The organism is Tenacibaculum sp. 190524A05c, assembly GCF_964036595.1.
Lineage (GTDB): Bacteria > Bacteroidota > Bacteroidia > Flavobacteriales > Flavobacteriaceae > Polaribacter > Polaribacter platacis.
Genome location: NZ_OZ038523.1, coordinates 1138380 through 1163028, shown reverse-complemented (window position 1 = coordinate 1163028; position 24649 = coordinate 1138380). Strand labels below are relative to the sequence as shown.

Annotated in this window: 12 protein-coding genes; 10 read left to right on the top strand and 2 right to left on the bottom strand. The window is 32.1% G+C overall.

The features are described from left to right. Positions 1–16: 16 nt before the first annotated feature. Both ABNT61_RS04940 and ABNT61_RS04935 read right to left on the bottom strand, forming a co-directional pair. Positions 17–937: a FecR family protein gene (locus ABNT61_RS04940; protein ID WP_348745081.1), complete on the bottom strand. Its 921-nt coding sequence runs from the start codon at positions 935–937 to the stop codon at positions 17–19. Positions 938–1019: 82 nt separating this feature from the next. After that, a complete protein-coding gene (locus tag ABNT61_RS04935) occupies positions 1020–1544 on the bottom strand; it encodes a sigma-70 family RNA polymerase sigma factor (protein WP_348745080.1) in 525 nt (174 codons plus the stop codon). 269 nt (positions 1545–1813) lie between these two features. Between ABNT61_RS04935 and ABNT61_RS04930 the strand changes: the two genes are divergently transcribed. The 10 genes from ABNT61_RS04930 to ABNT61_RS04885 all read left to right on the top strand — a co-directional run bounded on the left by ABNT61_RS04930 (position 1814) and on the right by ABNT61_RS04885 (position 24472). Further along, positions 1814–3451, top strand: coding sequence for a tetratricopeptide repeat protein (locus ABNT61_RS04930; RefSeq protein WP_348745079.1), 1638 nt, complete (start codon positions 1814–1816; stop codon positions 3449–3451). 87 nt (positions 3452–3538) lie between these two features. Further along, complete coding sequence (locus tag ABNT61_RS04925; RefSeq protein WP_348713729.1) at positions 3539–3709, top strand: hypothetical protein; 171 nt, start codon at positions 3539–3541, stop codon at positions 3707–3709. Positions 3710–3795: 86 nt separating this feature from the next. Continuing rightward, positions 3796–10407 (top strand): MBG domain-containing protein, encoded by a 6612-nt coding sequence (locus ABNT61_RS04920; RefSeq protein ID WP_348745078.1) that lies wholly within the window; start codon positions 3796–3798, stop codon positions 10405–10407. Between the two features lie 10 nt (positions 10408–10417). Further along, positions 10418–10591 (top strand): hypothetical protein, encoded by a 174-nt coding sequence (locus tag ABNT61_RS04915; protein ID WP_348745077.1) that lies wholly within the window; start codon positions 10418–10420, stop codon positions 10589–10591. Between the two features lie 147 nt (positions 10592–10738). Then, on the top strand, positions 10739–10906 hold the full coding sequence (locus tag ABNT61_RS04910) for a hypothetical protein (RefSeq protein WP_348713723.1): 168 nt from the start codon (positions 10739–10741) through the stop codon (positions 10904–10906). 128 nt (positions 10907–11034) lie between these two features. Beyond that, positions 11035–13170, top strand: coding sequence for a hypothetical protein (locus tag ABNT61_RS04905; protein WP_348745076.1), 2136 nt, complete (start codon positions 11035–11037; stop codon positions 13168–13170). A 249-nt stretch (positions 13171–13419) separates the two neighbouring features. Further along, a complete protein-coding gene (locus ABNT61_RS04900) occupies positions 13420–15660 on the top strand; it encodes a T9SS type A sorting domain-containing protein (protein ID WP_348745075.1) in 2241 nt (746 codons plus the stop codon). A gap of 215 nt (positions 15661–15875) precedes the next feature. After that, positions 15876–20831 (top strand): T9SS type A sorting domain-containing protein, encoded by a 4956-nt coding sequence (locus ABNT61_RS04895; RefSeq protein ID WP_348745074.1) that lies wholly within the window; start codon positions 15876–15878, stop codon positions 20829–20831. Positions 20832–20944: 113 nt separating this feature from the next. Further along, a complete protein-coding gene (locus ABNT61_RS04890) occupies positions 20945–22582 on the top strand; it encodes a tetratricopeptide repeat protein (RefSeq protein ID WP_348745073.1) in 1638 nt (545 codons plus the stop codon). A gap of 24 nt (positions 22583–22606) precedes the next feature. Continuing rightward, positions 22607–24472 (top strand): hypothetical protein, encoded by a 1866-nt coding sequence (locus ABNT61_RS04885; protein ID WP_348745072.1) that lies wholly within the window; start codon positions 22607–22609, stop codon positions 24470–24472. Positions 24473–24649: the final 177 nt, after the last annotated feature.

The following is a 24649-nucleotide window of genomic DNA, read 5'->3' as shown; positions in this document are numbered from 1 at the left end:
GTTGTTTTAATAATCTTTAGGGTAAATAAACAGTTTTCTTGTCTTCTGATAAGGTATACGAAATCCCCATAGGAGTCAAGGTAGTTTTTAAAGCCGTTTCTAGATTGTTATGAATAAAACTTCCTGAAAATAAGCGAGATAAATCTGTAGATTTATTTTCAATCTTAATTGCATATTGAATAGCTAAATCATCTAATACAATTTGTAAAGATTGCGCTTTGTAAATACTTAGTTGCTGTAACCAATTCGGTAAGCTTTCAGTTGATTTTTCTTCTTTGATAGTAGTACTATTGGTTATAGAAATTCTATCGTTTTGGTATAATATTTTGTAGTTGTTTGTATTTTTTTGATCAAATCTAACGGCACCTTCAAAACACTTTAAATCAAAATTGCTTTTTCTTGCTTTTACATTGAATTTTGTTCCTAAAACAGACACAGTACCATAGGTAGTTTCAACACTAAATTTCTTTCCTTTTTCTACTTCAAAATAAGCCTCACCATCTAAATTAAGAGCTCTATTGTTCTTCCAGAAAAATCGTTTATGCGACAATTTAGAGCCTGCATTTAATTGCACTTTTGAGCCATCTGGTAAACTAACAGCGAGTGCAGTTCCTCCATTTGGAACGGTGTAAGATATTGATGAGTTTAAAAAGCTAATTGTTCCAAGTAAAATAACAACAGATGCGGCTGCCGCATACCAGTATTTTTTTAAGGAGATAACTTTTGTTTTAGGATGTGTTTTAAGTTTCGTTTTAGTTAAAGCAGCTTCTAAATCTAAGGTAGGAGCTTCAAACTGCTGAGCTACTTCATTAATACGTTGAAAATCTTTATAAGCCTCAGTTTTCTGGAACTCAGAAAGTTCCTCTTTACTCAACTTATTTTCAGCCCAACGTGCTAAAAAAGAAGAATCTGATTCGTATGTATTTTGTTCGCTCATTTTTTAAAATAGAATTTATTTGATACAATAATGGGATGATGTCTCTTTATTATTGTACAGGATAATTGCTCTTTACCCTATTTTAAAATTTTAAATGGTCTCCTAACACTTTTCTTAAATTGATAAATGCATTACTCATTCTACGTTCTACAGCCTTCACCGAAATGTTTGTAATGGCTGCTATTTCTTTGTAACTCTTTTTATCAATTCGACTTAATAAGAAAACTTCTCGTTCTTTATCAGATAAATTAGCTATTGCAGTTTCTAGTTTGGTTCTAAAATCTTCCATTTCTAATAAAAAGTCAGGACTTTCATTATTTTTTTCTGCTTTTACAGCTGTATTTCTATGCTTTAAAACTACCTTTTGATGATCAAATTCATTTCGCATTGCATTGTTACAAATGGTATATAAAAGCGATTTAGCCTTTTCAAAAATTACTTCAGCACATTTTTTCCACATTTTTACAAATGCATCTTGCACTATATCTTCAGCTTGCTGTAAATTACCGCATTTATAATATATATAATTTCTCGCCGTTTCGTAATGTGAATTAAACAGCGAATCGAAATTACGTTCTACGCAAAGAGATTTTTTTTGATCAGACATTAATTACCTACAATATAATCAATAGAATTATTACTTCTGGTATATATGACAAAAATAAAAACTTAAGAATAATATCAATGGTGAATTGCTTATTTACTTTGAGTTTCACATGTTTATACATTGTGGTTTTAAGGTTAAATTGTTGTTTTTAAGTGATTTGTGTTGTTTTGTGTATATGGTTTTGTATAGTGTTTATTCATTGTTTATTGAAGTCGATTATTTAAAAATACACTAGTTTTGTGTCAAATACTACCTCCAACTACTGTTATATGAATACTAAGTTTATTTTCATCTTTTATACGTTTAGCTTATTAATTCAGCCATGTTTTTCTCAAAATATGTCAAGAGATAGTATTGTAGATAAATTTGAAAAAGACATTAGTAATGCGGTTAATGATTCTGCTAGAATTCAATCTTATATATCCTTAGGGAACTATTTTTTAACCACTAGTTTTTATGAAGCAGAGAAGACCTACAATTTAGCAATAGAAGAGCTTAAAAATTCTAAGGAGATTTTAAGTATTCACAAGGCTAATGTATTTGGACAATTAGGTGTTATTTACAAGAGAAAGGGTGATTACGCTAAAGCAATGGAGTACTATCTCAAGTCTAAACAATATTATAAAGAGTTAGAAGACTCTTCAAATGTTGCCAATTTGATGCATAATATTGCTATGATTTACCGCAGTCAGAAAGAATATAAAAAAGCTATAAAAAATTTTAAGAATGTAATTGGAATTAAAAGAAAATTAGGCGACAAAGTAGGAGAGGGAATAGCTTATAATATGTTAGGTGTCGTTTACAGAAAAAACAAACAATTAGATTCGGCTGAGATTTCCTACAATAGAGCAAAAACACTTTTTATTCAGGAGAAAAGTAAACGAAATTTACCACGAGTCGATTCGAATTTAGCAGCATTATATCATTATCAAAAAAACTATAAAAAATCAATAGAACTTCATTTAGTGAATATTGAGTATTACAGTAAAATAAACAAACTAACATCTTTATTTAGTAGTCATTATAATATTTCAAAAACATACTCAGTAATTCAACAATATAATAAAGCCAATTTTCATATTGATGAAGCTATCCAAATTGCCAAGAAGTTAAATTTAAAAGATAAACTTTCTAGAGCTTATTTACGAAAAAGTGTTTTTCAGTCGGACTTAGGATATTTTAAAACAGCATTGGAGTATTACAAAAAGCATAAAAAATATTCAGATTCTGTATATAATGTTTCAGTTGTAAAAAAGTTACAGAAGTTAGAATTAACATATAAATTCAATAAACAAAAACAGGCCGATAGTCTAAGATTTGTGGCAGAGAAAAACCAACTTGAATTAACTAAAGAAAAGGAGGAGAGCAAAAAGCAAGTGTATTTTTTATTATTTATTGTTGCTGTGTTACTTTCTATTTTAGGAAGTATTTTGCTGAGAATATACTTCAAGAAAAAAAATGAGCTTATAATTGAGCGTTTTGAAAAGAAAGAAATTGCACTTAAACAATATACCCAATCGTTATTAACTAAAATTGAAGAGCAAGAGTTAGAGCTGGTTCAAAAAAACCAGGAAAGAGACGAAAATACGCTAAATAAAAAATTACATAATAGTATAGCCAATAAAATTCTAACTAAAGAAGATTGGTATAATTTTAAAGAAAAGTTTAATCAAGTTTATCCACTGTTTTTTAAGAAAATAAAAGATAGTGGAGTGCAATTGACAAACTCAGAAGAACGATTAGTTTCGTTGGAAAAATTAGGGTTAGATAATAATCAAATTGCTAAAGTTTTAGGGATTTCTTTAGATAGTGTTTTTGTTAATAGATATAGACTTCGTAAAAAGATTAATGCTCCTAAAGAGGTATCAATAATTGATTTTCTAGAGTCCAAGAAAGCATATAATTAAATTCTACTTCAAAGAATATTTTTCAAAATAAAAATAGGGTTACTGAAAATTGAACTGTAGTAATAGTATAATTCTAACAATACTATTATGATGTTTAAAAATAAATTAAAGAAAAAATTCAGCGCAAGAACTTCAAGTATTAAATTTTTATTTCTTCCTATTGTTCATAGAGGAAGACTTCATTGGTTGTCAAATGTAAAATTAGAAAAAGCCTTCAATGGTTATAAGATGATGATCATCAATATTCAAAAAGCATAATTTTTTTCAAAATAAAAATAGGGTAATCAAAACATTACCTGTACAAAGAATAGAACCCAATTTTAAACTATTTAATAACCCCATTTATGAAAAGAATTTACACTATATCAAACTTATTAAGAACAAGAAGTTTGTTATTATTACTTCTTTTGACGTCGGTATTATCCTACGGTCAGTTAGTAGAGAGTGAAAATAATAATACACCTGGAGCTTCAGGTGTACAAAAAATTTATACAGATACTGGTTTTAGTGGTGATGTTGCCTCTGGAGATACTGATTATTGGCAAATTAGTAAAGTTACTGGAGACACAGGAGTATATACTTATGTATTAAACACATATTTTGGAACTTCAAATAGAGCACCAGTTTTTTTAGAAAAAAGAGAAGGTGCTTATGATGGTACTTTAGTTTCAACAACTCAAATACATTATATAGGTCATGGTACTTCTAATTATAATTTAAATATAGATTACTCAGGAGGTGATTTTTACTATGTATTAAGGATAGATCATGCTAATTTTTATGATTCATATAATTATGGACTTAGCGGGTTTACAGCTTGTTCATCATTGTTTTTTGATACAGGGATTTCTGTAACAGCAACCAGTGATAATAGCTTAACCTTAAATGGTTTAAGTTATAATGTTACTATGGCAGCTTTTGGTCAACAGTTTGTAGTAAGTATTTCTGATTCAAATACATTTACAAATCATCAAGATGGTTTTATGGATGATACAGTTAATACAGTTTATTCTGGTTCTGGCGACCAAGTCGTATACCGATCAACAGACGGACTTACTACAAACCCAAATATTGTTGTTACAGGATTAACAGCAGGAACAGAATATTTTATTAAAGCTACGGTTGCAAGAAACTGTACAGGGTATTATATAAATTCTACAGGTCAAACTTTATCAGCAGCAACATGTGGAGTTGTTCCATCACCAATTACTTCGATAGATTTAAGTCCAGAGTCGGAAACTCAATTTCGAATTAACTCATTTACTGGAGGATCTGCTAATCATGCAAGTAGTTCTTTGGGTTATGTGGTTAAAATTAACACAGTGAATTCATTCACAAATCCTATTAATGGGGTAACATTACCAACAGCAAACTCAGTTTATGCTGGAAGTGGAGAACAAGTGTTATATGTAGGGAATTCTGCTACACCAAATCTTACTGTTACAGGACTATCTTCACTTACGAATTACTATGTAAAAGTTTATACCTACAATAGTTGTAGTGGAAATAACTACTTTGAATCTACAGGATATAGCACTACGTTATTAAGCTGTGGGCCACCACCGAATGGTTATAATGTGTATATGGCTACAGGAGGAGGTAGTGTTACTGCAACTTCTTTAAGTCCTATTTACAATAGGCAGAATACTTTAAACCCTTCTGGTATATTAGTTTATATTAGTGATGTTAACAGTTTTACCCATCCAGAATCATCATATACAACAATACCCACTGGAAATGCAGACTATGTAGGATCTGGTCAACAATTGATTCTTTCTGGTGGGCCATCTAATTTTTTCGCACCAGCTAATAATTTGATACCTAATACTACGTATTATTTTAGGTCTTATGCATATTATACTTGTGGAGGAACTAGTTATGTAAATCTGAACGATTACAAAGAGATTACTCTAACTACGTGTAATTATTCAGATAACTTAGTTTCTAACCCAGTTTTTGGAAGTATAACAGATAGTAGCATGGAGTTAAATTCTTTTACAGAGTTATCGCCTTCTGCTCCTGCAACAACACCAGATGGTTATATAATCAGAATGAATACGACAAACAGTTTTTCTTCAATATCAAACGGAACAGCTGTACCTTCAGGAGATACAAATTATTCAGGAAATGGAGAGCAAGTTATTTATTCAGGAAACTCAACTTCTCCAAACCTTAATATTACAGGGCTAAGTGCAAATACAACATATTATTTCAATATTGTGGCTTATTATCCTTCGTGTCATTTAAATGGAATATTATACCAACAATCTGGTTATACTTTTTCAAAAACCAATGATACAAGTTTAGTAACTCCTACAATCACTTTTAATGATATCAATAAGTTTGTAGGGGATGCAAACTTTAATTTAGTTGCCACGTCAAATTCAGGAGGTGCTATTTCATATCAAATTTTAAATCAAACTGGATTACAGGCTACTACATTAAGTGGAACAAATAATGCTACAGTTAGTTTAGGAACAGCCGGAACTGTTACAGTAGAAGCAACTCAAGAACCTTCAGGAGGTTTTGCTGGAGGAACTACAACAGCTACGCTTACTATTACGGCACCAGATGCTACAATAGGTGGAGATCCTTTTTTACTTATTAATTCTACCCTAGATTTAAGTACACAAATAACTACTAATTCAAATGGCCCTATAACTTATTCTATTGTAGGTGAACCGTTGGGTTCAAGTATTAATGGTAATATTTTAACATCTGGAGGTACTCCGGGTGGTATTATATTAAAAGTTTCTCAAGCTGCAACACCACAGTATGCTGCTACAGAGTTCTATACATTGGTACTAATTTGGGACGGAACTAATTTTAAATTTGATCGCGTATTCAATCTTTTTGATACTACACTTCAACCAGGAGAAACATTACAATTACAAGAAGCTAAGAGTTTTCAAAATAGTGCTCCTGTAACATATACTATAGTTGCTCCAGATGCTACTGGTTCTAGCGTAAACAATACAACTAATGTTTTTACGGCGGGTAATCCAGGTGCAGTAACTTTAAGAGCTACTTCACCTGACGGTACCTTCTACAATGCTTCTTCTAAAGATGTAACTATTACTATAGAAGGTACGTCACAAACAATTACTTTTAATGCTTTGAGTGATGTTACTTACGGAGATGCGAACTTTAATTTAACGGCAACAGCTTCTTCAGGATTAGCGGTTTCATATGTAAGTTCAGATCCAACTGTGGCTTCGATTTCTGGAAGTACAGTAACTATTCATAAAGCGGGTACTGTTAATATTACTGCTTCTCAAGTTGGTGGTGGTATATATTTTCCAGCTTCAGATGTAGTACAATCGTTAACAGTAAATCCTATTACAATTGTTAATCAGAATGTAAGTTTAGATACAACAGGATCTGTTTTGTGCAATACTAGTGCAACAGTTTCTATTGATGGTTCGCAAACAAGCGTTAATTATTATTTAAGAGATAATAATGATAATTCTATTATTGAAGGACCAGTAGCGGGAACTGGAAATGCCGTTTCATTTGCTACAGAACAGTTATCAAGCGATAAAGCATATAATGTAATCGCAGTACAGGACAATCAAACGTTACCAACTGCTACGAATACATTACAAATGACAACTATACCTTCAGCTAGTGTACAAACTTTAGATGTAAAAACTGTTGACTTATCTCAACCAAACGGTCAATCCGCAGTAGTGTCAGTTGAGAATTCTCAAACAGGTGTTGTTTATTATTTACAAGATAATACTACTAATGAAGTGTTACAAGGTCCATTAGCAGGAACTGGAGCAGATGTTTCATTTAATTCAGATGCGATAACTGCAGATAAAACTTATAAAGTAATTGGTACAGATGCAAGCTCAAGTAACGGATTGAGAAATACATTAAGTTTTGATAATGTGGATGATTATGTAAGTATACCATCAATTAGTTCGTATTTAACAAATAGTTGGCAAGCAACGATAGAAACTTGGGTTAAAATTCCGGCTTCAGATGCAACCGATGTAAATGCCTCAATTATTACATCTGAAGGATATGCAGGTGCTTTTGGCGTAACAATTATTCCTTTTTATATCAATATTTCAGGAGGGCAAATTTTTGCTGGGAATTACAATGCTGATCCTGACGATGGGGGAACTTTAAATACTCCAGGTTATACGTATCCAGTAGATACTTGGATTCATGTAGCTGCTACTATGGATAATTCATCTATTAATTTTTATGTAAATGGAGTTTTAATAGGATCAAATGGTATTAGTTCTTCATTTGAGACCTTTGCTTTAATATCTAATATCCGTTTAGGGAGAAATTATGAGGCTACATCTAATAGTACTAAATTATTTGGAGGACAATTAGCACAAACAAGAATTTGGAATGGAGTTCGTACACAAAGTGAAATTTCATCTAATATGGGTGCCGAATATACAACTCCGCAAACAAATTTAGTGTTAAACTATAATTACAATCAAACTTCTGGAACAAGCGTTACAGATGAGTCAAGTAATTCAAATACTGGAACATTACAAAATGCTGTAGGAGATGCTACAAATTGGGTTAAAGATTTATTTACGGATAGTCCTTGTGGGTTTGTAAATATGAATAATACAGTTACGGCTACTTATGTATCGTTACAAGATCAAATTATTACATTTAATAGTTTAAGTGATGTAACTTATGGAGATGCTGATTTTAGTTTAAATGCTACATCAGATTCTGGTTTAGTAGTTACTTATGCTAGCTCTGATACCTCAGTTGTTACTGTCTCAGGAGATGTAGTAACTGTAGTTGGAAATGGTACAGTAACTATTACGGCAAGTCAAGCAGGTGATGCTACTTACAATCCAGCTACTGATGTTCAACAATCTTTAACTGTAAATAAAAAAGATGTCTTGTTAATTGCATCAGGATCAAAAGAATATGGAGAGCCAGAACCTAATATTGGATACAGTTTATTTCCTGGTTCAAGCTTAGTTTCAGGAGATTCATTTTCAGGAAACTTAGTTAGAGAACCTGGAGAAGATGTGGGGGATTATGCTATTAACTTAGGAACACTTACTGCAGGACCAAATTATAATATATCATTTCCTGTATCTCCTACTTTTGATATTTTCGAAAGAGAAATCGAAGTAACAGCGGATGCCAAGACAAAAGTTGAAGGAGAAGTTGATCCAGCATTAACGTATCAAATCACTTCAGGAACTTTGGCTGGAAGTGATGCATTCACAGGAGCATTAACTAGAGCCACTGGAGAAACTTTTGGAGATTATACAATTTCTCAAGGAACATTAGCCTTAAATGCTAATTATACAATCACTTTTGTAGGAAATACATTTACTATTAACAGAGATGCTGTTGCAAGATGGGATGGAAGCACAAGTTCTGTTTGGAATGTAGCAACAAACTTTGAGGATGATGTTACACCATTAGCAACAGATAATTATGTAATTCCAAATGTTACAACTTCACCAAATATTGCATCAGGTGTTGTTGCACAAATGAATAGTTTAACGGTTGAAGCTTTATCATCATTAGTTATTTCTGAAGATGGCGGTGCAGTTATAGAAAATAACTTTGATAACAGCGGAACGATAACTATTACATCTACAGCAGCTACAAGTGGAACTTTAGTTGTTAAAGGAACAGCAAATGGAACCGTAACTTATGAACGTGGAGGTTTGTTAGCTAATAAATGGAGCATTGTTACAGCACCAGTTACAGGTCAAAGCATTAAAGAGTTTGCAGAAAATGCTGCAAATAATATTAGAGTAAATCCTACAGTTACGCCAAACAGAATTGCAATTGGATATTATGATGATAGTAAACCAGCAGGATCAAAATGGACGTATTATACAACGGATGATATCATAACAAATGCGTTAACATTTGAAAAGGGTAGAAGTTACATTGTATCGAGAGCTACAGATGGAGCGGTAACATTTACAGGTACAATTGAAACGGATAACGTAACTAAAACAGTTGCAGCTTCGCAATGGAACGCAGTGGGGAATCCATATACTGCATATTTACCTGCAAATGGTAATGGAGGAGATAACTTTATAATGGATAATATTTCGAAGTTCGATCCAGTAAATGTTGGTGTCTATGTTTGGGATAGTGCTCAGAATAAATATGTTCCTAATTCATTAGTAGGATCAGCAAAGTCAATTGCTCCGGGTCAAGGATTCTTTGTCCGTACAACAACAGGAGTAACAGATGTGTTATTCAAAGAATCATTAAGATCTGCTCAAAGTGTTGGTGGAGTATTTAATAGAGGAACTACTCCAAATCCAAGCATAGAGTTAACTGTAGCTTCAAATGGAGTTCAAGTAAATACTAAAGTTAACTATAACTCGAAAGCAACTTTAGGATTAGATCCTGGATATGATTTAGGGAACTTTGATGGAGCTAGTTTAGATGTATACACACATTTGATAGATGGAACATCAAGACAAAACTTTGTTCAACAAACATTACCGAATGATGATATTGAAGAATACATTATTCCAGTTGGACTTAAAGCGAATGCTGGGTCTGAAATTGAATTCAGCGCTAAATCTGTGAGCTTACCAAACGGAATTGAAGTTTATCTGGAAGATAAGTTAACCAATGAATTCATCAAATTAGAAGAATCGATGTCTCATACAGTTAGCTTAAGTGAAAAGCAAAATGGAACAGGAAGATTTTACTTACACGCAAAATCAAGTACACTTACCATTCCAACGCTTACTCTAGATAACATCAGAATTTATAATACAACATCAGAATTAGTTGTTGAAGGAATTCAAGATATGAAGTTTGATATGACGATGTATAATGCTTTAGGTTCAAAAATATTTGAAGGTAATTATCAAGGAAATGGAAACAACAGAATTAATTTACCACAAGTAGAAACTGGAGTTTATTTTGTTAAAATAGCAACAGAGGTAGGAGTAAAAGATAAAAAAATCATTATCAAAAAATAAGAAGATCAAAATGGAAAGTAAAAAACCATTAGAAAATAAAAATACAATTAGTAGAAAAGAAGCTTTGCAAAAAATAGGAGATTATGGTAAGTACACAGCACTAACAGCTTTAGGAACTTACATGATTTTAAATCCTAAAAAAGCACAAGCGGCTTCTCCTGAAGCACCAGGAGATGGATTCTAATTAAGTTTGCTTTAATAGTAAAAACACAAGTCGAGAAATTTTACTCAGCTTGTGTTTTTTTATTTTTTTCAAAAAAAAACTAGGGTGATTTAAAATTCAACTGTACAAAGTATATAAGCAAATTTTAATTAGAGAAAAAAGTAAAGTATGAAAACTAATACATCAGAAAATAAAAATATTACAAGAAAAGAAGCACTACAAAAAATAGGGGATTATGGTAAGTATACAGCATTAACAGCTTTAGGAACGTATTTAATTTTAAATCCAAAAAAAGCTCAGGCAGCTTCTCCAGAAGCACCAGGTGATGGTTTCTAAAAAGAGTTATGCAATTACTTAATACACAGGTCAGAATTCAAATTTTGACTTGTGTTTTTTTATGATTTACAATAAAAAAATAGGGTTAAAAGTAAATCATCTGTACAATAATTAGAAAGTCAATAATCATGAATAAAATAAAAACGATAAGTTTTTTCATACTACTAATTTCAACTACTCAATTATTTGGGCAAAGTTTTAGTTATCAAGGAGTTTTAAGAAATGCTACTGGTGACGTTTTACAAAATCAGTCCGTTGGTGTTCAATTCAAAATTTTAGAAGGTGGAGCTTCAGGAAATTCGGTTTTTACTGAAACTCATACAACAATTACAAACGAATATGGTGTAATAAACCTATTTGTTGGAACAGGAAATATTGTTTCAGGAACAATAACTGGCATCAATTGGTCAGTTCAAAATCATTGGTTAGAGGTTGCAGTTGATATTTCTGGTGGAACAGCGTATACCGTTTTAGGAAGTTCTCAAATTCAAGGAGTTCCATACGCTAGTTATGCAGCTGAAAGTGGAGGTAAAGTGTTTTCAACCACAAACAATGTAACTAGTAATTCATCCGGAGATTTAACTACTGACGATTTTGTGTTTGGAAGTACACAACTTTCAAGTGATAATACCACTAATGATGATGATAGAAGATTCTTTTTTGATAAAAGTAAGGGTGCTTTTAGGTCAGGTACTTCAAATGATTCTTCTTGGGATGAAGCGAATTTAGGAATTGGATCTGCAGCATTTGGGTACCAAAATATAGTGACAGATGGCTTTAATGGATTTGCATCAGGTTCTAACTTAACTGTTAGAGCATCAAATGGAGTAGCTTTTGGAGATCAAAATTTAGTAACCGGGAATTATGCCTTTGCTCATGGAGAACATTTAACTTCAGAAACTAGAAGTCAAATTACATTAGGACATAATAATACACCTGATTCGGGATCACAAGCAGATAGTAATATTTTAAGATATTCTGAAGATAGATTATTTGTAATCGGAAACGGAACATACGATAATAAAAGCGACGCTATAGTAATGCTTAGAAATGGAAATACAACTTTAAATGGTAAGCTAACTATTGACGGAGATAACCAAGGAGCAGGAACTTCTTATACTTTACCAGCTCAAGATGGAACAGCGAATCAAATAATGAGTACAGATGGATCTGGAAATGTGAGTTGGACAAATGCAAGTTCAAATGGAGCTTTTTCTACAGCTACAAATGTTACGAGTAATTCTTCTGGAAATACAGCAACTGATGACTTTGTGTTTGGTAGCATCCAATTGGCAAATAATGGAACAACTAATGATGATGACAATCGTATGTTTTTCGATAAAAGTAAGGCAGCTTTTCGTGTTGGAGTAACACCAGATGATATTGAGGATGGAGAAATAGCAAGCCAATGGAATGATACTAATGTAGGATTTGCCTCTTTTGCAGCTGGTATTGGGAGTGTTGCAAGTGGAGATGAATCTGTAGCATTAGGTCGATATCATACTGCTTCAGGAGATAATTCAGTTACTATTGGATCTTCTAATCAAGCAAATACATTAGGAGCTATTGCTATTGGAGGATCAAATGTTGCTTCTGGAGCGGCATCAATAGCAATTGGAGATAATGTTTCAACAAGTTCTCGTTCACAAATCACATTAGGAATTAATAATGTGCCAATTGCTGGTAGTGATCATATGTTTATTAACACAGATCCTTTATTTGTAATTGGTAACGGAACTTTATCAACTCCAAGTAATGCATTGGTAATGCTTAAAAATGGAAATACTACCTTAAACGCATTATTAACTATTGATGGAGATAATACTGGAACTGGCAGAGGTTACACGTTACCAGCACAAGATGGAACGGCAAATCAAGTCATGACTACAGATGGTGCAGGGAATATAACTTGGATAAACTATGGATTAGAAGCTGTTTCAAGTCCGACATTTGGTTCAGGCTGGCAAAACTATAGTGTGATTCACGGAAACGGATTTGAGGACGCAAGATATTATGTAGATAATGGTAGAGTGTATTTGGGAGGATTAATTCGTAAAACTTCCGTAATTACTTCAGGAGAGGTTATGATAACATTACCTGTTGGTTACAGACCACAAAAACAAAGAATTTTTACAGTTTCAACAGAAGCAGGTATTGTAAGAATAGATGTTGCTGCTAATGGGAATGTTGTTTTTAATGGGCCATCACATAATGGAGGACAAAATTGGGTTTCACTAGATGGAGTCTCATTCAGAATTGATTAAAGAAAAAACAAAGAAGGAGGAGTAATTTTGAATGTTTAAAGTAAATAAGCTTACTAGAAATATAGGGGGAACAGATTCTAGTTCATTCAAATTACACTCTTTAAAGCATAGGTCGGAACGGAATGTTTTGACTTATGTTTTTAAAAAATAAAATAGGGTAAATAGAAAATTACCTGTACAATAATTAGAACATGTAATCAATAAAACTTGAATACAAATAGTATTTTTACAACGTATTAAGAATAAAATATGAAACAAAAATTATTCTCATTAATAACATTAACAGCTATATCTATTGGAGCACAATCAATAGAAAGATCTGTAATTGGAGTATCAGGAAATATAATATCGAATAGTTCTGCTAGTATGGAATTTACTTCAGGACAAGCAATTACTTCAACAGTAAAAGATGAAAATACAGCTATAACTCAAGGTTTTCAGCAAGGAAGACTTTCAGTTCCTACAATTGAATTATCGGCTAGTGCTGATGGTATTACTGTAATTACAACGGTTGGTTACAGAAGTACAGCAACAATTGGTTTAGATCCAGGGTTTGATGTTGGAAACTTTGGAGGCGCAAGTTTTGATATTTATACCCATTTAGTTGATGGTTCTTCGACAAGTGATTTTACTTATCAATCCCTTCCAGATTCAAATTATGAAACAATGGTTGTTCCTATTGGTTTGACTGCTAATTCTGGTAAAGAGGTTGTGTTTAGCACTACTAACTCTAACTTACCAACGAATCTTCAAGTTATTATTGAAGATAGAGAATTAAATACCTTTGTTATTCTTGATGGAGTTTCAACATATACAGTTCAGTTAACAAATAATGAAAGTGGAGTTGGACGATTTTATTTACATACAAGATTTGAAGCGGTATGGGATGGAAGTACAAGTACAGTTTGGAACTTAGGAACAAACTGGACGGATGATACATTACCTCTAACTACGAATAATGTTAGAATTCCAAATGTTACGAATTCTCCAATAGTAAGTGGAATTGAAGTTCAAACCATGAATTTATTAGTAGAAGCATCATCTTCTCTAGATGTAAGTTCGGATGGAGCTGTAATTGTAAATGGAAACTTTAATAATAGTGGAGCCGTTTCTTTAACATCATCAACTTCTACCAGTGGTACTTTTATAGTTAAAGGAACATCTAATGGTAATGTTTCTTTTGAGCGTACTGGATTTGAAGCTAATAAGTGGAGTTTGGTAACTGCACCAGTTTCTGGTCAAAGTGTTAAAGATTTTATTGAAAATCCAGCCAATGATATACGAGTAAATCCAACGGTAACTCCAAATCGATATGCAGTGGCATATTATGATGATAGTAGAGCTGCTGGTTCGAAATGGGTGTATTATACCGCAGATGATATTATTACAAATACAATAACTTTCGAAAAAGGTAAAAGTTACATTATTTCAAGAGGTTCTAACGGTAGTGTAATTTTCACAGGTAGTTTAACAACACAAGATGAAACTATTTCTGTTGCAGCAGATCAATGGAATGCAGTAGGAAATCCATATACTGCATATTTACCAATAAATAATAACGCTAACGTGAATTTTTTACAGGAAAACCTAAGCAAATTTGATCCTGTTAATGTTGGTGTTTATGTTTGGGATAATGGACAGAACAAATATGTTGCAAAATCATTATTAGATCCAGAATTATCATTAACAGTAGGACAAGGGTTCTTCATGAAAACAGGAACTGGAGTTACCTCAATAAGCTTTAAAGAAAATCAGCGTTTATCGGATGCAACTGGAGTACAAGTATTTTCTAGAGGAACAAATTCACCAATGATTAAGGTTTATGGAGAACAAGATGGAGTTCAAGTCGAAACAACAATTAATTTCTCAGATAAAGCAACTAAAGACTTAGATCCTGGATATGATATTGGAAATTTCAAAGGAGCTTCTTTTGATATATATACACATTTGATAAAGAATTCAAAAGGTCAAGATTATACAATTCAATCTTTACCAAATAATGAGTTTGAAAACATAATCATTCCAATAGGAATCACCTCAGAACAAAATAAAGAACTAAGAATAAAGCTACAAAGTGAATATTTACCTGAAGGAGTAAAGCTATACTTAGAAGATAAATCAAATAATACTTTTATTCTTCTTAATGATGGGGAAGAATATAAAGTAGTTCTTGATTCAAAAATGAATGGAGTTGGACGCTTTTACATACATTCTACTTCGAAAACTTTAGGTTTAAATGATACAATTGTTAATATAGATGCAATTAAAATATTCAAGTCTAACAAGCAAGAAGTAACAATTTTAGGTATTTCAGCTCTTGACCCTGCAAAAGTTCAAATATTTTCGGTGTTAGGAAGTGAAGTTTTCAACGGAACCTATGAAGGAAGTTCAAAAGTAGTTGTTCAAGCTAATTCATTAGAAACAGGAGTTTATATAGTTCGTTTGGAAACAAAAGGAGTTATAAAAACTAAGAAGATAGTTTTTGAATAGTTTAATTACAACGAACTTTTTCTAAAAACTTTAGAAGAAGGGTTTATAGTAATGTACTATTTAGTTTTGCAAGCAGTATCATTTTTTTGATACTGCTTTTAATAGAAAAGTTAATAAAACTCAAATTATTTCATTTTGCCACTTTTTGACACCTACTAATAGGCCACAAAAAGAACAATTTATCACATTTTTGCACTCACTAAACTAATACACAAATGAGAATTAACCTACATTCTTTAATGGTAATAGCATTGCTATATACCAGCATATCTTATGCGCAAACTTTTAATGAGACCTCAGGTTCTGTTGCAGGGACTAATATTACTTCTGGAGATTTTAATACAATTTATGGAGATAGTGCAGGAGCTAACATTACCACAGGTAGTCGAATGGTTTTTATCGGTTATCGAGCAGGAAGATCTGTTGTTGATGGAGTAGCAGGAAGAGGTGCTTATGAAAGTATTTTCATTGGTTATGATGCTGGTTACTCAGTAACAACTGGATTCGATAATATTTTCATCGGTGCTGAAGCAGGTAGATTAACTACTACTGGAGGTGATAATACTTTTTTAGGGACGGAATCAGGAGAGAATAATACTACAGGTTACGATAATACCTTTGTAGGAGAAGAATCAGGGACCAAAAATACTACAGGGTATGAGAATACTTTTATTGGAGAAGATGCAGGAATGGGAAATACTACAGGTTATAAAAATACTTTTGTAGGTAATGAAGCAGGTATTTCTGCAGAAACAGGATTTCGAAATACGGGTATTGGAGATGAAGCACTAAGTGATGTTAGAACAGGAGATCATAATACAGCGCTTGGTGATTCTGCAGGTATAGATGTAGGTGCTGGACGATGGAATACTATGGTTGGAGCAGCCTCTGGTGTGGCAACTGAACATGCCGATTATAATACTTTTGTTGGTGGTATGTCTGGTTGGGATAATAACCGAACTAACTCAACATCGAATGCGAATAGAAATACCTATGTTGGTTTTCAAGCAGGTTTCACAAACAGAGAAGGTGAAGATAATGTAGGGATGGGAGCTTTTGCAGATTATAGAGGAGGAGGAAGTAATGCAACAAGAAGATATAGAACAACATTTATTGGAGCAAATTCTTATGTAGGTCAGAATGATGTTACCATGTTTGGATATAATGGTCGTAATGAAGGTCAATATGCGATTTCCATAGGACAGAATCATGACGTAAGAGGAACGAGAGCTTTAGGTATAGGTAACGAAATTAATATGGATGCTAATGCTGATAATTCTATTGGTATGGGACATCAAACGGTTATTTCACAACCATTTTCAATTGGTATTGGTGATGTGGTTAATGTTTCTAGTAATCAATCTGTTGCAATAGGAGCAAATGCTGCCACTCAAAATAATGGAGCTATTGTAATAGGTTACGGTGCAAGATCTAATGATTTAGTTGATAGTTCTCCTGGTGGCCCAACACCAAGTGCAACTGAAGCAACAAATAATATCGCAATTGGATATAATGCAATTGTAAGTGGAACAAATTCTATTGCAATTGGTAACGGAGCAACAGCGGCAAGTGACAATACTTTAGTTTTAGGTGGGGCTACAAACCCAGTAAGCGTTGGAGTGGGAACTGATAGTCCTAACGCGTTTTCTTCTTTGGATTTAACAGGAACTAATAAAGGGTTTTTAGTAAATAGAATGACAACGGCTCAGAGAAATGCAATGGTGCCAGCAGTTCCAACAAATGCATCTTCGCCTGGAATTAGAGAAACAGAAGCAGGTTTAATAGTTTATGATACAGACGAGAAAAAGTTATACACTTGGACAGGAACTGAATGGTCATCTGCTACTGCTGATAATTTAGGAAACCATACAGCTACAACAATGCTGAATATGGGAAGCAATGTAGTCCGTTTTGCTGGTGGAGAAGATAACGGAATTGAATTTAATAATCGTAGTACCTATAAAATTTCATATGGTTCTGGTGCTAATTATAATTATGGTCCGGTAACTGGTGTAAGTATAAAAAATTCAATGAGTACTAATACATCAAATGGTTGGACTTGGGGAACACCATCAGGAACTCCGGTTGCGGCAATTAGTGTTGGCGGTAAAATGCAACTTTCAAATACCTTAAATATTGGTGGGAATTATGAATTCCCTATTACCGATGGTACGGCAAATCAGGTTTTAACAACAGATGGAGCTGGAACTATGACATGGATTTCTAAAAATTTATCATACGATACAGATACAGGAGATCTATCAATTGGTGGTGGTAATACTGTAAGATTAAATAGCATCTCAGGTGGTGGTATTTCAGGATTAGATTCATTGAGAATAGACTTCGCTAATGGTGAACGCCGATTGTTTGATATTGGAGCTATTTTTAAACAAGTTCGTTTCAATGGAGCAACAAATCAATTAACATTTGCAGATAATCATACAGTAGATGTTTCGGCTTTAGCAAATACAGATGCTCAATCAATCTCTTTGGCTACAAACACCTTAAGTATTTCTGGAAATTCATCTACAGTTGATTTATCAGGTTATTTAGACAATACAGATGATCAAAAAATTGATGCATTTTCATTAGCGACAAATACATTAAGTTTATCTTTAGAAGGAGATGGAGAAGCAGCAAAAACTGTCGATTTATCTGGGTATTTAGATAATACAGATAATCAAGATTTAGCATTATCAGCTAGTAATATTTTGAGTCTAACAAATGATGCTACGACAGTGGATTTATCAGGGTATTTAGATAACACAGATGATCAAAAGATAGATGCATTTTCATTAACAACAAATACATTAAGCCTATCGTTAGAAGGAGACGGAGAAGGGGCGAAAACTGTAGACTTATCAGGATATTTAGATAATACTGATAATCAAGACTTAGCATTATCAGCCAGTAATATTTTGAGTCTAACAAATGATGCAACAACTGTTGATTTATCAGGATACTTAGATAATACCGATGCACAATCAATCTCTTTAGCTACAAACACATTAAGTATTTCAGGTAATGCCTCTACCGTTGATTTATCAGGATATTTAGATAATACAGATGATCAAAAAATTGATGCATTTTCATTAGCAACAAATACATTAAGTTTATCTCTAGAAGGGGATGGGGAAGCAGCAAAAACTGTTGATTTATCAGGTTACTTAGATAACACAGATGATCAAAAGATAGATGCATTTTCATTAACAACAAATACATTAAGTCTATCGTTAGAAGGAGATGGAGAAGCAGCAAAAACTGTGGATTTATCAGGGTATTTAGATAACACAGATAATCAAGACTTAGCATTATCAACCAGTAATATTTTGAGCCTAACGAATGATGCCACAACCGTTGACTTATCTGGATATTTAGATAATACTGACGCACAGTCAATCTCTTTATCTACAAATACATTAAGTATCTCAGGAAATTCATCTACAGTGGATTTATCAGGGTATTTAGATAACACAGATAATCAAGACTTAGCATTATCAGCCAGTAATATTTTGAGCCTAACTAATGATGCCACAACCGTTGACTTATCTGGATATTTAGATAATACCGACGCACAGTCAATCTCTTTATCTACAAATACCTTAAGAATCTCAGGAAATTCATCTACAGTTGATTTATCAGGATATTTAGATAATACAGATAATCAAGACTTAGCATTATCAGCTAGTAATATTTTGAGTCTAACAAATGATGCTACAACAGTCGATTTATCTGGATACTTAGATAACACAGATAACCAAGATTTATCGTTATCAGGAAGCACTTTAAGTTTATCTAATGATGTTACGTCTGTTGATTTATCCAGTTTCTTAGACAATACAGATGCACAGTCAATCTCATTATCGACAAATACCTTAAGTATTTCTGGAAATGCTTCAACAGTTGATTTATCGGGATACTTAGATAATACAGATAATCAAGATTTATCATTATCAGGAAGTAATATTTTAAGTTTAACCAACGATGCTACTTCGGTTGACTTATCAGGATATTTAGATAATACAGATGCACAATCAATTTCTTTATCTACAAATACGTTAAGTATTTCAGGTAATGCTTCTACAGTTGATTTATCTGGATATTTAGATAATACAGATTCACAAAACTTGACTTTCACAGGAACTAGTTTAAGTATTGAAAATGGAAATTCTATTGATTTATCAAGCTTACAAGATGGTACAGGAACAGATAATCAAGATTTAGCTTTATCAGGAAATACATTGAGTTTAACTAATGATGCTTCTACCGTTGATTTATCTGGTTATTTAGATAACACAGATGCTCAAACCTTAGCATTATCAGGATCTAGTTTAAGTATTGCAAATGGTAATTCTGTCGATTTATCAAGTTTACAAGATGGTACAGGAACTGATAACCAAGATTTAGCTTTATCAGGAAACACATTAAGTTTAACAAATGATGCGACTTCAGTTGATTTATCAGGATATTTGGACAATACAGATGCTCAAACATTAAGTCTATCAGGATCTAACTTAAGTATTGCGAATGGTAATTCTGTAGATTTATCAAGTTTACAAGATGGTACAGGAACAGATAACCAAGATTTAACTTTAACAGGAAATACTTTAAGTCTAACAAATGATGCTACATCAGTGGATTTATCTGCATATGTAAATACAGATAATCAAGATTTAACATCAGCTACGTTATCAGGAACTGATTTAACAGTGGCAATCCAAAATGGTTCTTCTGTTAGTGTAGATTTAGCTCCATTAATTTCTACTTTACAAAGCGATTTATCAACTGCTCAAGCGGAGGTTGCTCAGTTAAAGACAGAGATGAATACTGTTTTATCAAGATTAGATCAATTAGAAAATTGTGCTTGTAATGGAACTTTAAGTTCTGACGGAGGATTAACAGCTGGTAAGAATCAACCAATTTTATACCAGAATATTCCAAATCCATTTAATGGTACAACTTCTATTAAATATTACGTTCCAGAAACTATGGAAAATGCAGCGATTGTATTTAGCAATACTTCAGGACAAGTAATTGATACAGTTAATTTAGAAAAATTAGGAGAGCAAGAAATTTACTTTAATAGTTCTTCTTTACCAGTAGGAGTGTACTTCTATACTTTATATGTAAGAGGTCATAAAGTAGCTACAAAGAAAATGGTAATAGAATAAAATAAGTAGTCAAATTATATACAAAGAAGCGATAACCTAATGTAAGTTATCGCTTTTTTACTTAGAAAATTTATATGTTATGATGTATTAATTTATGATTACATTTGATGCTAATGAGAGGTATAATATTTGTTTTTTTTAATCTTTTAATATTTTCGCTTTGTGCTCAAGAAGGAGATTCAATTTTTATCAAATTTCAAGATAAAATTGATGTTTCTGAAAGTGACAAAGAGAAGATAGATTTGATGCTTGATTTTGCTGAGAAGCAATATGAATACAATTTTTCTTTCGCTAAAAGAATGGTTGAGGAAGCAGTCGAGTTAATTAATAATCAAAGTGATGTTAATAAAGAACAATTAGCTAAAGCCTTTACTATACAAGCTATTATAAATAGAAGAGAAGGAAGGTATCCTGAAGCTTTAGAGTTTAATTTAAAAGCCAAGTCTATTTATGAAGAATTAAATGACTCATTAAGAGGTTCTGACATCATGCATAATATTGGAATGGTGTACAGGTCTCAAAAATTACATCAAAAAGCAATAACCTTATACAAAGAATCGATAGCTATAAAGAAAGCAATTAATGATGTTCATGGAGTAGCTATTGGTTATAATATGATGGGAGTTTCTTATAGACAGAGTAAAAAGCTCGATTCAGCTTTGGTTTGCTATAAAAAAGCTAGAGAATTATTAGAATCTGTAAATAGTTTTGATGATATACAACGCGTAAATAACAATATGATTACGTTATATAGAGATCAAAAAAAATACGATTTAGCTATTGAACTAGCCTCAAAAAATATCACTGTTTCAAAAAAAGCGAATAGATTATTTTCTCTTACTGGCGCATATTACAACATGTCAACGCTATTCAAGTTGTTAAAAGAGTATGAAAAATCTATGTTATATGCCGATTCGGCACTAGCAGTTGCTAAACAAGAAAATTTTAGAAAAAGAATTTCAAAAGCGTATTTACGAAAGAGTTTCTTAAGTCATAAAATGGGAGATTATAAAACTGCTTATTTTGACTATAGAAAATTCAATAGGTATTCTGATTCAATTTTTAATATTGAGAATATCAAAAGGATACAAGCTTCTGAGTTAAATTATAAATTTCAGCAAGAAAAAAGGGAAGTTGAATTGCTAGCTAAAGAAGAAAGATCTAAGAAACAATTATATAGAATTTTGTTTTTATTGGTTCTTGTAAGTGGATTAATAATAGCATATTTAATTTTCAGAATTTATAAGAACAGAGCAATCATATTAGAGGAAAAGGTAGAAAGAGAAAAAGCTCAAAAAGAGTTATTAGATGCAAAGGTAAAAGTTGGAGAAGAAGAAACTAAAAAGCTTGTGGCCGACAATACCATGAGATTAGAGTTTAAACAAGAACTTTTGGATCAAATTAAAACGCATATTCTTCCAGAGGCTAAGGATGAATTAAAAGTAAAACTTAGTTCACTCATTTCAGAGTTACAGTTACAGGTTACTACCGAAGGAAAATTATCGGAAATTCAGTCGAAAATAACGGATATTAATCAAGGATTCGACGCTAAATTAAGAGAATTATATCCAAAACTAACAAAGACTGAAAGAGAAGTGTGCGCACTTTTGCGTGTCAATTTATCTATTAAAGAAATTATGACAGTGAGAAATTCCTCATTAGATGCCGTAAAATCTACTAGATATAGAATTCGTAAAAAAATGGGATTAAATTCGGGAGAAGAATTAGAACGTTTCATTCAATCTATTTAACTTTATTGAATCATAAATCTTCCCATGAATAAAAATAATCTTCTAATAGTTATTGTAATAACATTAAACTGCTTTTTAGGTTTTTCACAAACCAAAATAGATTCCTTACAAGTAGTATTAGCCAAAACAAAGGTTGAGAAGGATAGACTTACTATTTTAGACAACTTGGCGAAAGAAATGATTAAGAGTAATCATCCAAAACAGTTCCAGTATTTAAATGATCTAGTAAACTTATCAAAAAAACTAGGTGATTATGATTTAGCAGCTTCTAGGACCAGATTTATTGCGCAAAAGTATATATATGGTGGCGATCAGGATTCCGCAATTTATATAATTGAGGAAATGTTGAAATTCAAGCCGAAATTCACAAAGAAAAAATCAGAGGCTCATTTATTATTAAAACGAGGAGGAGCTTATTTCAATAAAGAATTATTAAATAAAGCGGCAAAAGATTACGACCTTTCTGCAGATTTATTTTTAGAATCAGGTGATTCCATATTTGCCGCAGATGCACGTTTTTTCGCCGGTCAAGTATATACGAATTTGAAAGATTTCCTTTTAGCAATTGATCGTCTTGAAGAATCTTATGTGTTATATGATAAACTAGGAGATCAGCGATATGCAAGTTATTCATTGTCAGAATTGGCTAGTTTATATGGAAGAAATAAGTTTTTCAAAAAAGCTATTGAAGAACGAAAGAAGGTTCTCGAACAGCAAAAACAAATAAGAGATCATAGTGGAGTAGGTATAACATGTATTCAACTAGCAAGTAATTATCAAAGCTTGAAAGAAATTGAGACTGCAAAAAAATATATAGATTCTGCCTTCATTCGCTTAGATAGCGTTACACATAAAATTCATATTGCTAGAATAAAAACACATGGAGCAGCGGCTTATGCTGATTATTATTTAGAAAAAAATGATCTTAAAAATGCTAGGAAATACCTAAATATTGCTGATAAAGAAAAAGAATTTACTGGTGCTCCTGAATACTACAATACGATTTTATTGTTACCAAGAGCTTCGTTTTACAGCAAATCAAAAAAGTATGCTAAGTCAGAAGAAATACTGAAAACGATTCTCAGCAAAAAAAGTAAAATCAATGACGTAAATACTTATTTAGAAGCAGAGAAAGAGATTGCAGAACTATATGCTCTTAAAGGTGCATATGAAAAATCTCATATTCATACTACAAAGTATTTAAAAGCGAAAGATTCTTTGGATAATGAAATAAAAACGAACACATTTTTATTTTATCAGTCTCAATTTGAAACTGAAAGAAAAGATAATGAAATTTATAAAAAGGAATCTGAAATAGCACTATTAGAAAAAGACAAACAATTAGCTAAAAGTAAAAGAAACGTATTATGGATGCTTTTACTATTTGTAGTTATTTTATCTGTTATAATTTCTTCTGTGATCTGGAAACAAGGAAAATTAAAAAGGGCAGCTTTAGCAGCTAAAATTGAAAAAAATAAAGCTGAACTTGAGGCATATACAAAACAACTTTTAGAAAGAAGTAAAGCACAAGAAGTATTAACTTCTGAGATTGAAAAATTGAAAGATGAACTAGGAGCTCATCAATCTTCAGAGAAACTAAAAGATCTTACAGCAATTAAAATTCTTACCAATGAAGACTGGTATGATTTTAAAGAAAAGTTTAGAAGGGTATATCCTAATTTCTTCGCGAGTATAAAGAATAAAGGTTTTCAATTAACAAAAGCTGAAGAAAGATTAATCGCAATGGAAAAGTTGTATTTAGATACTCAAGAAATTGCAAGAATGTTGGCCATTTCTCAAGATAGTGTTTCGAGAAGTAGACTACGACTTCGTAAAAAAATTAATGCTCCAAAGGGAAGTTCTTTGTTAGAATATTTGGAAGCTTCTTAAAAAAATCATGTCTATCTTCTTTGATATTTATGTTACTGTAAATCAGTAATTAATTTGTTTTTGCCACTTTTTGCCACCTCAAAAAAATAGGATTTAAAATTAGTTATAAGAGTTTTGCTTATAGAAACGGTTTTGTTTTTAAGTACATGAAAATCAGTAGTTTAATTTGTCTGGTTT

Bases quoted from the DNA above. Each gene is read 5' to 3' on its own strand.
- ABNT61_RS04930 (WP_348745079.1), top strand. From the start codon at position 1,814: ATGAATACTAAGTTTATTTTCATCTTTTATACGTTTAGCTTATTAATT.
- ABNT61_RS04920 (WP_348745078.1), top strand. From the start codon at position 3,796: ATGAAAAGAATTTACACTATATCAAACTTATTAAGAACAAGAAGTTTG.
- ABNT61_RS04890 (WP_348745073.1), top strand. From the start codon at position 20,945: ATGAGAGGTATAATATTTGTTTTTTTTAATCTTTTAATATTTTCGCTT.
- ABNT61_RS04885 (WP_348745072.1), top strand. From the start codon at position 22,607: ATGAATAAAAATAATCTTCTAATAGTTATTGTAATAACATTAAACTGC.
- ABNT61_RS04895 (WP_348745074.1), top strand. From the start codon at position 15,876: ATGAGAATTAACCTACATTCTTTAATGGTAATAGCATTGCTATATACC.
- ABNT61_RS04925 (WP_348713729.1), top strand. From the start codon at position 3,539: ATGATGTTTAAAAATAAATTAAAGAAAAAATTCAGCGCAAGAACTTCA.
- ABNT61_RS04900 (WP_348745075.1), top strand. From the start codon at position 13,420: ATGAAACAAAAATTATTCTCATTAATAACATTAACAGCTATATCTATT.
- ABNT61_RS04910 (WP_348713723.1), top strand. From the start codon at position 10,739: ATGAAAACTAATACATCAGAAAATAAAAATATTACAAGAAAAGAAGCA.
- ABNT61_RS04915 (WP_348745077.1), top strand. From the start codon at position 10,418: ATGGAAAGTAAAAAACCATTAGAAAATAAAAATACAATTAGTAGAAAA.
- ABNT61_RS04905 (WP_348745076.1), top strand. From the start codon at position 11,035: ATGAATAAAATAAAAACGATAAGTTTTTTCATACTACTAATTTCAACT.
- ABNT61_RS04940 (WP_348745081.1), bottom strand. From the start codon at position 937: ATGAGCGAACAAAATACATACGAATCAGATTCTTCTTTTTTAGCACGT.
- ABNT61_RS04935 (WP_348745080.1), bottom strand. From the start codon at position 1,544: ATGTCTGATCAAAAAAAATCTCTTTGCGTAGAACGTAATTTCGATTCG.